The following is a 12,966-nucleotide window of genomic DNA, read 5'->3' as shown; positions in this document are numbered from 1 at the left end:
TTATCCCTCGTTTTTTATTTTGGTTGGACGTTTCCAACCACTTAATTGCTTTTGTCTAACTCGGCTTACGACTAATTCGTTATCATTAACATTATTGGTTACAGTGGTGCCCGCAGCAATAGTTGCGCCTTTACCAACTTTAACTGGGGCAATGAGCTGGGTATCTGAACCCACAAATACATCATCTTCAATGATAGTTTTAAATTTATTGGCACCATCATAATTACAGGTAATAGTGCCTGCACCAATGTTGACATTACAGCCAATTTCGCTATCACCAAGATAGCTTAAATGTCCAGCTTTGGTTGCTTTACCTAAGTGTGCTTTTTTAAGTTCAACAAAGTTGCCAACGTGCACTTGTTCATCAAGCTCTGAACCAGGTCTTAATCGTGCAAAAGGCCCGATTGTACATTGCTGTGCAATGGTTGAATGTTCAATTATGCTGTATGGACTGATGATTGAATCATCATCAATGCAACAATCTTTTAGGATACAGCCTGCGCCAATAGTAACGTTGTTACCTAGTTTGACATTACCTTCAATAATGACGTTACAATCAATTACCACATCTTTGCCATGGGTTAGTGTGCCACGTAAATCAAAACGGTTAGGATCAAGCAGTGTGACGCCAGCAAGCAATAAGTTTTGTATTTGTTGATGTTGATAGTGTCGTTCTAATGTGGCTAACTGTAATCGATTATTCACACCTTCAACTTCAAATTGCTTTATTGGATGAGAGGTCAATATCTCGTATCCGTCCTGATAAGCAAAAGCAATAACATCAGTCAAATAATACTCTTTCTGTGCGTTATCATTGGTTAAGCGCGCTAGCCAGTTTTTTAACAGTTTGCCCGTCACCAACATAATGCCAGTATTAACTTCATTAATTTTTTGCTGCTCTGGTGAAGCATCTTTTTGCTCAACAATCGCAACAACCTTGCCATCTTTTCGCTCAATACGCCCATAACCAGTAGGGTCATCAAGTATAACGGTCAGTAATGCAATACCTTGTTTGGGTTTACTCGCAATTAAATTTTGTAGGGTAGGTAGTGATATAAGTGGAGTATCACCATATAAAATTAAGATATCTTCGTCATCTTCAATATAAGGAATAGCTTGTTGTACTGCATGCCCAGTACCAAGCTGTTGAGCTTGATAGACCAATTGTACAGGCTGATCTTTAAGTGCATTTTCAAGCTGTTGTTTACCATGACCGTAAACAATATTGATGCGATTGGTGTTAAGTTGTTCAACTGTATCAATTACATGTTGAAGCATTGGTTTAGCACCGATTTTATGTAAAACTTTAGGAAGGTTGGAATACATCCGAGTGCCTTTTCCTGCCGCCAAAATAATTGCACTAAGTTTTGGGGTTGAAATTGCCATATTTATTTCCGCTCAGGTTAAATTAGCATAATACTATAATCAAAGTTTTTTATTAAATCATCCACAATTTATTAATTTTTATCATAAAAAAAGTTAAATGTAGTTTTATTATTATCTTTCTTAATTGTGAAATTAGATTCTAAAAAATATTATCAATATAGATTCTAGAGTTAAGTCGATATTTCAATTTCGATAAAAATAGAGGCAATATTTGGATGACTAATAAAAAAGCAATGGAGGTTGTTTCCATTAAGATCTATCCAAAGTTATATAAAAAATGATAAGCACGATAAGAAAGTTATTATGATTTATCTAAAATGCTTGGTTAACGCTTAAACAGACGATAATCTCAATCCATGTATCAATTGAAAATTGTTCCGATCTATATTCTACTTTTTAAACAAAAAAGATAATGAATTCCAAAAAAGGGGAGTCAAGTTAGTCGTACTTACTGAGTTGTGATGATATAAGTACAGATAAAGTACTGATTAATTTTCAATGTTTATATATAATAGTTTACGCTTGCAATCCTTATAATCAGTTAACCACTATCAAATGAAATAAAAAGAGGCAGGTATAAACCCTTTAATAGGAAATTTAAAAAATGAAAGTTTTATTACTCTATACTACTCACGAAAAGCAAACATTTAAAATTATGCAGCGCATCGAAAATCAACTAGCCAGTAAATGTGATTGTGATGTGATTGAGCTTTTACCTAGTACTAATATCGATCTTACCAAGTACCAAGCCGTTTTGTTGGGTTGTTCTATTCGTTATGGATTTTATAGTAAAGTAATGAAAAAATTTATTGATGATAATTATCAGCAATTAAATAAAATGAGATCGGGTTTTTTTGGTGTGAATGTTGTAGCCAGAAAGCCACATAAAAATACTCCTGAAACGAATTCATATACAAGAAAATTCTTAGCTAAAATTGCATGGCAACCAACCATTAAAGCCGTTTTTGCTGGTGCGCTTTATTATCCAAAATATAATTGGTTTGACCGTAATATGGTTCGTTTCATTATGTGGTTAGGTAAAGGCGATACAGATGTGACTAAACCTATCATTGAATATACTGATTGGGCTAAAGTCGATCAATTTGCCGCACTATTTTATACTCAAACGTGTAGTTAACCTGAAACTTCTTGTCAAAATAGATTAGTATTTTTCTGACTTTATCAAATGATAATGCTCTTTTAAATAAACTTTGTGATATAGATCAACATTTGGGCTAAAAAGGTGTACAATATCGCGCCTAAAGAATCTATCTCCTAATTGGGATTTTAATTGTGATTGAAAATTTAAGAAATATTGCCATTATTGCGCACGTTGACCATGGTAAAACAACTTTGGTTGATAAATTATTAAAACAGTCAGGTACGCTAGATAATCTGCGTGGTGACGACAACGAACGTATAATGGATTCTAATGCGCTTGAAAAAGAGCGTGGTATTACTATTTTAGCTAAAAATACAGCGATTGACTGGAATGATTATCGTATCAATATCGTTGATACCCCAGGCCATGCTGATTTTGGTGGTGAAGTTGAACGTGTTATGTCAATGGTCGACTCAGTATTACTGTTAGTTGATGCGATGGACGGACCAATGCCTCAAACCCGTTTTGTAACGCAAAAAGCGTTTGCTTATGGTTTAAAACCAATTGTGGTTATTAATAAAGTTGACCGTCCGGGTGCTCGTCCTGATTGGGTTGTTGATCAAGTATTCGATCTGTTTGTAAATTTAGGTGCAACTGACGAACAGCTTGATTTCCCTATTGTTTATGCTTCTGCATTAATGGGGATCGCTGGTTTAGATCATGAAGATATGGCTGAAGATATGACGCCATTATTTGAAGCAATCGTTAAACATGTTGAGCCACCAAAAGTTGATTTAGATGGACCATTCCAAATGCAAATTTCTCAACTTGATTACAATAATTATGTTGGGGTAATTGGTATTGGTCGAATCAAACGTGGTCGCGTAAAACCAAATCAACAAGTAACTATTGTTGATAGTGAAGGTAATAAACGTACTGGTAAAGTTGGGCAAGTACTGGGTCATTTAGGCTTACAACGTTATGAAGCAGAAGTTGCCGAAGCGGGCGATATTATTGCGTTAACTGGTCTTGGTGAGTTAGGTATTTCTGACACGATTTGTGATAACAGTTGTGTTGAAGCGCTACCTCCATTAACCGTTGATGAACCAACTGTTACGATGTTCTTTAATGTTAATAGCTCACCGTTTGCGGGTAAAGAAGGTAAATTTGTAACTTCTCGCCAAATCCTTGAGCGCTTGAAGAAAGAGCTTGTACATAATGTGGCACTTCGAGTTGAAGAAACGCCAGACCCTGACGCATTTAGAGTGTCTGGTCGTGGTGAATTACACTTATCCGTATTAATTGAAAATATGCGCCGTGAAGGTTATGAACTTGGGGTTTCTCGACCTAAAGTAATCTTCAAAGAGATCGATGGTAAAAGACAAGAGCCATTTGAACAAGTAACTCTTGATATTGAAGAGCAACATCAAGGTTCTGTGATGGAAGCACTTGGTTTACGTAAAGGTGATCTAACCAATATGTTACCTGATGGTAAAGGTCGTGTGCGTTTAGATTATGTTATTCCAAGCCGTGGTCTTATCGGTTTTAGAACTGAATTTATGACGATGACATCAGGTACTGGTTTGCTTTATTCTACTTTTAGTCATTATGACGATGTACGCCCAGGCGAAATTGGTCAACGAATTAATGGTGTTATGATTTCAAACGGTACAGGTAAAGCACTAGCTTATGCGCTTTATAGCTTGCAAGATCGTGGTAAATTATTCTTAGGTCATGGTGCTGAAGTTTATGAAGGTCAAATTATTGGTATTCATACACGTTCAAATGATTTAACCGTTAACTGTTTAACTGGTAAAAAATTAACTAATATGCGTGCATCTGGTACTGATGAAGCAACGACACTTTCACCACCAGTCAAAATGTCATTAGAACAAGCGTTAGAATTTATTGATGATGATGAATTAGTGGAAGTAACGCCACTGTCTATCCGTTTACGTAAACGTCATTTAACTGAGAATGACCGTAAACGTGCGTTTAGAAATAATAATAAAGACTAACCTGGGTGAATAATCTGTAATAGATTAATTACAGGTTATAACTACTGAATAAAAGACCTCGCTATTTAGCGAGGTTTTTTTTGGCTTTAACTCTGGCAATCGCATCAGCAATAGATTGTTTACGATCTTGTTGACTCGTTTGGTTACTGTGATTAACAGCCATTGTGCGCGGAAATAGTATGGTTGGTGGCACAAGTTGATTGTAATTTAATCGTTGCTGTTTTCTCTCAGTGAGTTGTAATTCTTCATTTTCACTTAGCGCTGTACCTAAGGTACTTAATGTAATACAGTCTGTTGGGCAAGTATTGATGCAATTACTGCACGAAGTACATAACTGCGGTAATATGGTGTGTAATACTTGTTTACTGCCGACAATGGCATCGGTCGGGCAAACGCGAATACATTTGCCACAGCCAATACAATTTTCTTCATCAATAAAAGCTTTATATTGTTGTTTGGTTTGCATAATAACTTCTTGCATTAACTTAAACCTACAATATTACCATCCTTGTCAATATCAATTTGTCGATAAGCTGGATTAGTACCAAGTCCTGGCATCGTCATAACATTACCAGCATAAACGCGAATAAATCCAGCACCAGCAGAAATGGCTAAATGACTGATATCAACATCAAAATCAGTTGGTACATTTTTTAAATTCGCATCAGCACTGATTGACATAGGGGTTTTGGCAATACAAAGAGGTAGATGATCCAGTTTTAATGCTTCAATCTCTTTGATATTTTCGAGCGCCTTTTCAGAAAGATTCGCTTTGTTGGCACCATATTTTTTTACCATTGTTTGAATTTTGTCGATTAAAGGCATGTTATCTGGATAAGGTAGCTTAATTTCACTTGGCATATCACATGCTTTAATAACATGTTGTGCCAGTTTTTCAGCACCTTTACCTCCTTGGGTAAATACTTCACTAACTTCACAAGCAAACGCACCATGTTCAATGGCATATTTTTGTAAGAAAGCAAGTTCTTCATCACTATCATGAGGAAAACGGTTGATAGCAACAATCACCTGTAAACCATAACTTTTCGCATTGTTAATGTGCCATGCTAAGTTAGCGGCACCAATTTCGAGTAGTTCGACATTCGATTCTGATATCTCTTTTGGAATGGCTTGTCCTGGTTTAATGTTATATTTACCACTGTTTGATTTAAGGCTGCGTACGGTTGCAACTAACACCACACAAGATGCTTTGATACCTGCTTGACGATATTTGATATTGAAGAATTTTTCCATGCCCATATCCGATCCAAATCCAGCTTCAGTAATCACATAATCAGCAAGTTGTAAAGCAATGCGATCAGCAATCACAGAAGAGTTACCATGGGCAATATTAGCAAAAGGTCCAGCATGAATTAATACAGGGGTATGTTCGACAGTTTGCATTAAATTCGGATTGATGGCATTTTTTAATAGTACCGTCATTGCACCCGCAACTTCAAGTTGTTCTGCGGTAATGGGTTCACCTTGAGTATTATAGGCTAAAATAATTCGACCAATACGCGCACGCATGTCATGTAAATCAGACGCTAATGCTAAAATTGCCATCAGTTCTGATGCAGCAGTGATTTCAAAACCATCACGGCGTTCAATACCATTTACACCACCACCAACGCCAACATTGATATGACGTAGTGCACGATCATTGTGATCAATAACACGTTTCCAAACGATACGATTGACATCAATATTTAAACGCTGTAAACCCGTATGTGCTGTAAACTCATTGCCCAAACGTTCTTCATGATAAAGGCGTGCATCTAATGCAGCTGATGCTAAATCATGAGCCGCTGTGATAGCGTGAATATCACCTGTTAAATGTAAATTTAACGTTTCCATAGGTAAAACTTCGGCCTGACCACCCCCGGCAGCACCACCTTTTACACCAAACACTGGACCTAAACTTGGTTGACGAATACAGGCGATGGCTGTTTTACCAATGTAATTTAATCCTTCACTCAGTCCAATTGTATTAACGGTTTTACCTTCACCAAGAGGGGTTGGGGTAATGGCGGTAACTAATATCAATTTACCTTTTGGTTTGTTTTGATTTGATTTAAGAATAGATAAATCGATTTTTGCGACATGTTTACCATAAGGTAAAACGTATTGTTCAGGAATATTATATTGCTCTGCAATTTCAGTAATTGGACGTAAGGACATAGTAATTCTCATTTAATTATAATTTTGAAGTATCAGTATAAATAATTTAAATTGCCGAATAAAGCGACAATTTTATCTTTGTCGATTTTCGGCACAATTCTTAATTATATTGTTATAATAATGCAATACATTCAATCAAAGGAAAATTGTTAAATGAATTGGTTTTCACAGTATGCTCTCTTCTTGGCAGAAACAGCAACAGTGGTAATTGCTATTTTGTCCATTCTTATTTTTATATTAAGTCAACGTCGCAAATTATCAATCGTTGCGGGGCGTTTATCTGTTAAAGACATTAGTCAGGAATATGAGCAAATTAAAGATGATATATTGATGTCGAGCATGGATGAACTTGAAGCTAAGCAATATACGAAAGATCTTAAAAAACAGAAAAAACTTGAGAAAAAGCAGGCAAAATTAGCCGTCAAACAAAAACAGAAACAGGATAAAAGTAGTAACCAAGATGCTGGTGCTAAACCTAAGCTGTTTGTTTTATCATTTAACGGTAGTATGGATGCACATGAGGTTGAAGAATTACGTCAAGAGATCACAGCTGTTCTTGCTATTATCAAACCAGAAGATCAAGTCGTCATTAAATTAGAAAGTCCTGGTGGTGTTGTTCACGGTTATGGATTAGCCGCTTCACAATTATTACGTTTTAGAACGCGCAATATTCCTTTTACTGCTGTCGTTGACAAAGTGGCTGCAAGTGGCGGTTATATGATGGCGTGTACCGCCAATAAAATTGTTGCTGCGCCGTTTGCTATTGTTGGCTCAATTGGTGTAGTGGCTCAAATTCCAAACTTTAACCGCTTACTTAAAAAACATGATGTCGATATTGAACTACAAACAGCTGGTGAATACAAACGTACACTGACGATGTTTGGTGAAAACACTGATGAAGGACGCCAGAAATTTAAGCAAGAATTAGAAGAGACTCATCTATTATTCAAAGATTTTGTTAAAGAGTACCGTCCTAATGTTGATATTGAGCTAGTAGCAACAGGCGAACACTGGTTTGCAGCCCAAGCAAAAGATAAAGGCTTAGTAGACGAAATCAGTACCAGTGATGATTTTATTCTATCGCATCTTGATACACATAAAATTATTTCAGTTAGCTTTCAACGTAAACAAAAGCTGTCTGAGAGAATTTCCAAAAATGTGGTTAAAAGTGTTGAAAGATTATTGTTTAGACAAGGAAACGGGCTTTAGTAGCCCTTTTCTTTATTCTGTAAAATTAAGAGGTTTATTCATTAAATATAAGTAAATATTTCAGCTCTCATAACGGTTTACTTAAACTTCACTAATAAAAAATATTACCGACCATTATCTTTTTTATCTATTCATTCAAAATTCTGGATAGGAATGGGATTTTTTATTGCCAAAAAAGCTTAAATAACATACTATTACCAAAAAATAAAAAGGTTAAGGATAATAATGGTATGAAAAAGGTTTTTTGTTGTTTGTTTCTTATATTAAGTGTTGTTTCATTTTCTTCATCCGCAATCAAAAAAGAAAAATATAATCCAGTAGATAAAGATATTTTTGTTTTTGATCAATATTCCGCTGATGCTATTAACCTAAAAAAATACAGTGGGTTATATTCTGAACCAAATTCACGTTCACTATTTTATCCTTCTTACAAAAAATATAACGGAATGGAAGGTTATTTGGACAAAGAGGTCAAAGTTGGAAATAAAATTTACTATAAAATAGTTTTGAAAAATGGAGAAGTTCTTTATCTTAATAACCTCAATTCTTATGATCAGATAGTGAGTGTAAAAAATTATCAAAAGCGATTAGATGAGATTGAGAAGTTGAAAGAAATTAAATTTCCCAATATAGACGATTTATATGTGGCTAAGGTAGAAACAGACCCAAAATCGAAGGATATTTATATCATTACATTTTCAAATGGTCTAAGACTACACAATGCTAACCTTAATGGACTGTTATCCCTATCAGAAAAAATAACTAATCCAAATGATTTACATCAATTCATTGATATTATTAATACTGATAATATCAATTTTACCTATAATTCTCAAAATAATATGATCAAGGTCGAGTTAGAAAGTGAACCTTTGAGTATAGAAACTTTTATTTTTAAAGAAAAATTATATACGACAACCGTTACTGCCGTATTTAGCAGTAAGGAACGATTATTTATTGATAATTTTAAAATATTACAAAACGATAATATATATGAACCATCCAGTGACTTAACTTTCAAGAGTAAAAGTGGTACCACTGTATCTGAGTGGACTAAATTTATTTTAAATAATCAATTCGTATCTTATATCAATTCACTTAATGATAAAAATGATGTGAAAGTAAGATTTTATGGTTCACGAAAAAATGTGGAAAAGAAAATAGATTCAAAAACTATTGCTAAAATCAAGAAACTATCAACATTAAATGCTCTATTGGCTAAGTATTTTAAATCGGGTCTAGAATAACATTTATGCAATAATTGTTTATTCAATCATTTAAAAATAACCCGCTTCTGCGGGTTTTTTATTGTTTATAATGCTCAAATTCAAACCTGAATAATTATTAAACAAATAAAATCTTTATTATTAAATAAAATATTTTGTTCTATTTACCGCCCTATAAATTAGTCATTCTTTTCTTTAAAATTTTGGTAATCGAATATGTATATCAATGAATATTGACTATTTTTAAGTTCAATATCTCTTCGTATTTATTCATCTCATTTTTTCTAAGGATTTTGTTATTTTCTAGCAATAATATTAATCGTTAAAATTGACTTTCTATTCTTTGCATTGAAGTTTAATATATGTTCATATTCATACATTCCCATGAATATCGTTCCATTCCTTTATTTATCTTTTCTATAAATCATTAATCATAGCGCTTGAGGACAATTATTATGTTTCAATGGCTTTTTAACTGGATTTTAGATGGACTCAAACACTCACCAGAAATACTTTTGTTTTTATCATTAAGTTTAGGGTATTTAATCGGTGGTATTCGGATTGGTAAATTTCAACTAGGTGGCGTAGCAGGATCGTTATTAGTTGCTGTTGCTTTAAGTGTTTTTGGCGTTACCGTTGATGCTGGCGTTAAAGCCGTTCTTTTTGCTCTGTTTATTTATGCGGTTGGATTTGAAAGTGGTCCACAATTTTTCCGTTCATTAGGTGTTAAAACACTTCGTGAAATTTTTTTAGCACTTTTTATTGCGGTTGCAGGTCTAATTACTGTAGTTGTGCTTGCCAAAGTATTTCATTTAGATAAAGGGCTTGCAGCAGGTTTAGCGGCAGGTGGTTTAACACAATCGGCCATTATGGGTACAGCGTCTGATGCATTAACTCAATTAGGTGTTAGTCCTGAAGAACTTAGCCGATTACAAGGTAATGTTACCATTGGTTATGCGGTAACTTATATTTTTGGTTCACTCGGTGCGATCATCATCTGTGTTAATATTTTACCAAAAATAATGGGGCGAGATATTGGCGATGATGCTATTAAAGCTCAAGCTGAACAGCTTCATGGTTCGCTATTATTAGGTGCTAACCAAAATTTTGCTTTATCCGATATTAGTGGTCGATTATATCGTGTCACTAATAAGATTAACCAAAGCGTGTCTGATATCGAAAAAACAGTTAATGGTATTAGTATTGAACGTATCAAACGTAGCAATAAAATTTTGGAAGCATCACCTGATACCTTAATAAAAGCTAAAGATATCATTTTGGTGGTCGGTCACCGTGATGCCATGATACAGGCCAACGATCTTCTTGGTTCGGAAGTGGATTCTGCTTCAGGTATGGATGTTGTGATGAATACACAAGATGTTGAAATGCGTAACTCTCGTTATGTCGGTCAAAGTTTATCACAAGTGTTATCATCTGATGAAGTAATGCAATTAAAACATGGCATCTATCTTGTCGCTATCCATCGTGATGGACAAACACTGCCGCTTAATAACGATTTTCATTTCAAATTAGGTGATGTAATCACCATCTATGGTACCGATAGTGATCTTCGTCGTGTGATTGATAAAATCGGTGCACCAATCACAAAAAGCGAAAAAACAGACTGGATATTCCATGGTTTAGGTTTAGTAGTTGGTCTGATAATTGGTTTAATTGTTATCCGTGTTAGTGATATTCCAATTACTTTAGGTGCTGGTGGTGGGGCGTTGCTTTCAGGTTTGTTATTCGGTTGGTTCCGTTCACTTCATCAAACTATTGGTAATATTCCAACCGGTGCGGTGCAATTGTTAAAAGATTTTGGTTTAGCTGGCTTTGTTGCGGTAGTAGGGTTAAGTTCAGGCCTGCAAGCTATCAATACTATTCGCGAACAAGGATTGTCATTATTCTTAATTGGTGTTGTGGTCACCGTGTTACCAATGTTGCTCGCAATTTACTTTGGTAAATATATTCTTGGTTACAAAAATGCTGCTGTATTTGCTGGTGCTCTAGCTGGAGCTCGTAGCGCTAATCCTGCTTTTGGTGAAGTTCTTAACAAAGCGGGTAACTCTACACCAACAAACTCTTTTGCTATCACTTATGCTTTGGCTAATGTCTTCCTGACTTTATTAGGACCATTGGTTGTGGCCTTTGTTTAATTACAATCTTACTTTAAGGATACAGAATATGAAGAACCAAACACAATATGCTAAGTACGCTAATTTAAGTCCTTTTGAGTTAAAAGATAACTTAATTAAACTGGCACAAAGCCATGCTGATCGAGCCATGTTAAATGCAGGTCGAGGTAACCCTAACTTTTTAGCCATTTGGCCAAGACAAGCATTTTTCCAATTAGGGATCTTTGCAACGCAAGAATCTGAAATGTCTTATTCTTATCTAAATGAGGGGGTTGGCGGATTTCCAATTAAAGCAGGATTAACAGGGCGCTTTGAACATTTTATTCGCCAAAATTATAATAAAGAAGGCGTTTCGTTTTTAGGTAAAGCGTTTTCTTATATTCGTGATCAACTTGGGCTTGATGAAAATGCTTTTTTACAAGAGATGGTTGAAGGCATTTTAGGTTGTAACTATCCTGTTCCTGATAGGATGCTCCGTTTTAGCGAAGAAGTGGTAAAATCTTATGTTCTACAGCAGATGGGTGCCCAATACCTTGATCGAGATGATCTTGACTTGTTTGCTGTTGAGGGCGGTACCGCCGCTATGGCATATATATTTAATTCTATGAAAGAAAATAATTTAATCCAAAAAGGGGATAAAATTGCCATTGGTGCTCCGATCTTTACACCTTATCTTGAAATTCCAGAACTAAACGATTATCAATTGGTTGAGGTGTTGATCAACTCTGATCCTGATGCTAATTGGCAGTATCCAGAGTCAGAATTGCGTAAACTTGAAGATCCCTCTATAAAAGCATTCTTTTTGGTCAACCCTTCCAATCCACCATCCGTAAAAATAGATGATAAAGGATTAAAAATCATTGCTGATATTGTTAAAAAACGTCCAGATCTTATTATATTAACCGATGACGTTTATGGTACCTTTGCTGATGATTTCCAATCTTTATTTGCGATTTGTCCTAAAAATACCATTTTAGTTTATTCATTTTCTAAATATTTTGGGGCTACAGGATGGCGTTTGGGTGTTATTGCAACAACAAAAGATAATGTTTTAGATAGAAAAATTAAAGCATTGCCTAGCAAAACCAAGCAAGTCTTAAATAAACGTTATAGCTCAATTGTAACTGAACCCGAAAATCTTAAATTTATTGATCGTTTAGTTGCAGATAGCCGAGCTGTTGCGTTAAATCACACAGCTGGACTTTCAACACCACAACAAGTGCAGATGGTTTTATTTGCATTATGTGAAATGATTGATACCGATCAAAGTTACAAAGCTGCATTAAAATCATTGATCCGTCGTCGTGCTGCGTCTCTTTATCAACATTTAGGCCTTAAACACACTGTGGATAAAAATAGTGTTGATTATTATACTTTAATTGATCTTGAACATATTTGTCGTGAATTATATGACGATAAATTTGCTAAATGGATCTTAAAAAATAAAAATCCGTCTGAAATGTTATTTAGAATAGCTGATGAAGCTGGGGTAGTTTTATTACCAGGTAAAGGTTTTGCTGTGCAACATCCTTCTGCTCGTGCATCTTTAGCGAATTTAAATGAATATCAATATGCAGCGATTGGTTTGTCAATGCGTAAACTTGCACAAGAGTATTATGATGAGTACAAAAGTAAAGCAAAGAAAAAATAGTTAATCATTTAATCTGATTACTTATAAAACCCTAGTTTATCTAGGGTTTTTTTATTCT

At 34.9% G+C, this 12,966-nt stretch carries 9 protein-coding genes; 6 read left to right on the top strand and 3 right to left on the bottom strand.

The window, feature by feature from the left end; genetic code table 11:
• Positions 1–1,380, bottom strand: a complete 1,380-nt coding sequence (gene glmU / locus H3S88_RS00105; protein WP_370528577.1) for a bifunctional UDP-N-acetylglucosamine diphosphorylase/glucosamine-1-phosphate N-acetyltransferase GlmU — start codon at positions 1,378–1,380, stop codon at positions 1–3.
• Between the two features lie 610 nt (positions 1,381–1,990).
• Here glmU and hemG point away from each other — a divergent pair.
• Together hemG and typA are read left to right on the top strand one after the other, a co-directional pair.
• The gene (gene hemG / locus H3S88_RS00100) at positions 1,991–2,524 is read left to right on the top strand and encodes a menaquinone-dependent protoporphyrinogen IX dehydrogenase (RefSeq protein ID WP_086325998.1); all 534 of its coding nucleotides are present in this window, start codon (positions 1,991–1,993) and stop codon (positions 2,522–2,524) included.
• 155 nt (positions 2,525–2,679) lie between these two features.
• On the top strand, positions 2,680–4,506 hold the full coding sequence (typA, locus tag H3S88_RS00095; RefSeq protein ID WP_025314826.1) for a translational GTPase TypA: 1,827 nt from the start codon (positions 2,680–2,682) through the stop codon (positions 4,504–4,506).
• Positions 4,507–4,567: 61 nt separating this feature from the next.
• Here the strand turns inward: typA and H3S88_RS00090 are convergent, their stop codons facing one another.
• Together H3S88_RS00090 and H3S88_RS00085 are read right to left on the bottom strand one after the other, a co-directional pair.
• The gene (locus H3S88_RS00090) at positions 4,568–4,987 is read right to left on the bottom strand and encodes an RnfABCDGE type electron transport complex subunit B (protein WP_198226568.1); all 420 of its coding nucleotides are present in this window, start codon (positions 4,985–4,987) and stop codon (positions 4,568–4,570) included.
• Positions 4,987–6,687 carry a formate--tetrahydrofolate ligase gene (locus H3S88_RS00085; RefSeq protein WP_198226570.1) on the bottom strand — a complete coding sequence of 567 codons (1,701 nt, stop codon included), beginning with the start codon at positions 6,685–6,687 and terminating at the stop codon, positions 4,987–4,989. Before H3S88_RS00085 ends, H3S88_RS00090 begins: the two co-directional genes overlap by 1 nt.
• Before the next feature lie 153 nt (positions 6,688–6,840).
• Here H3S88_RS00085 and sohB point away from each other — a divergent pair, with 153 nt between their 5' ends.
• From sohB to H3S88_RS00065, 4 genes are all read left to right on the top strand, one after another.
• On the top strand, positions 6,841–7,896 hold the full coding sequence (gene sohB / locus H3S88_RS00080) for a protease SohB (protein WP_198226572.1): 1,056 nt from the start codon (positions 6,841–6,843) through the stop codon (positions 7,894–7,896).
• A 230-nt stretch (positions 7,897–8,126) separates the two neighbouring features.
• The gene (locus H3S88_RS00075) at positions 8,127–9,143 is read left to right on the top strand and encodes a hypothetical protein (RefSeq protein ID WP_198226574.1); all 1,017 of its coding nucleotides are present in this window, start codon (positions 8,127–8,129) and stop codon (positions 9,141–9,143) included.
• Positions 9,144–9,577: 434 nt separating this feature from the next.
• Positions 9,578–11,278, top strand: coding sequence for an aspartate-alanine antiporter (gene aspT / locus H3S88_RS00070; RefSeq protein WP_198226576.1), 1,701 nt, complete (start codon positions 9,578–9,580; stop codon positions 11,276–11,278).
• Positions 11,279–11,306: 28 nt separating this feature from the next.
• Positions 11,307–12,908, top strand: a complete 1,602-nt coding sequence (locus H3S88_RS00065; RefSeq protein WP_086301680.1) for a bifunctional aspartate transaminase/aspartate 4-decarboxylase — start codon at positions 11,307–11,309, stop codon at positions 12,906–12,908.
• Positions 12,909–12,966: the final 58 nt, after the last annotated feature.

It is taken from the genome of Gilliamella sp. B14448G11, assembly GCF_016101765.1.
Taxonomy (GTDB): Bacteria; Pseudomonadota; Gammaproteobacteria; order Enterobacterales; family Orbaceae; genus Gilliamella; species Gilliamella apicola_N.
The sequence above is the reverse complement of the archived record's forward strand: the minus strand, read 5'-3'. Positions and strand labels throughout refer to the sequence as shown.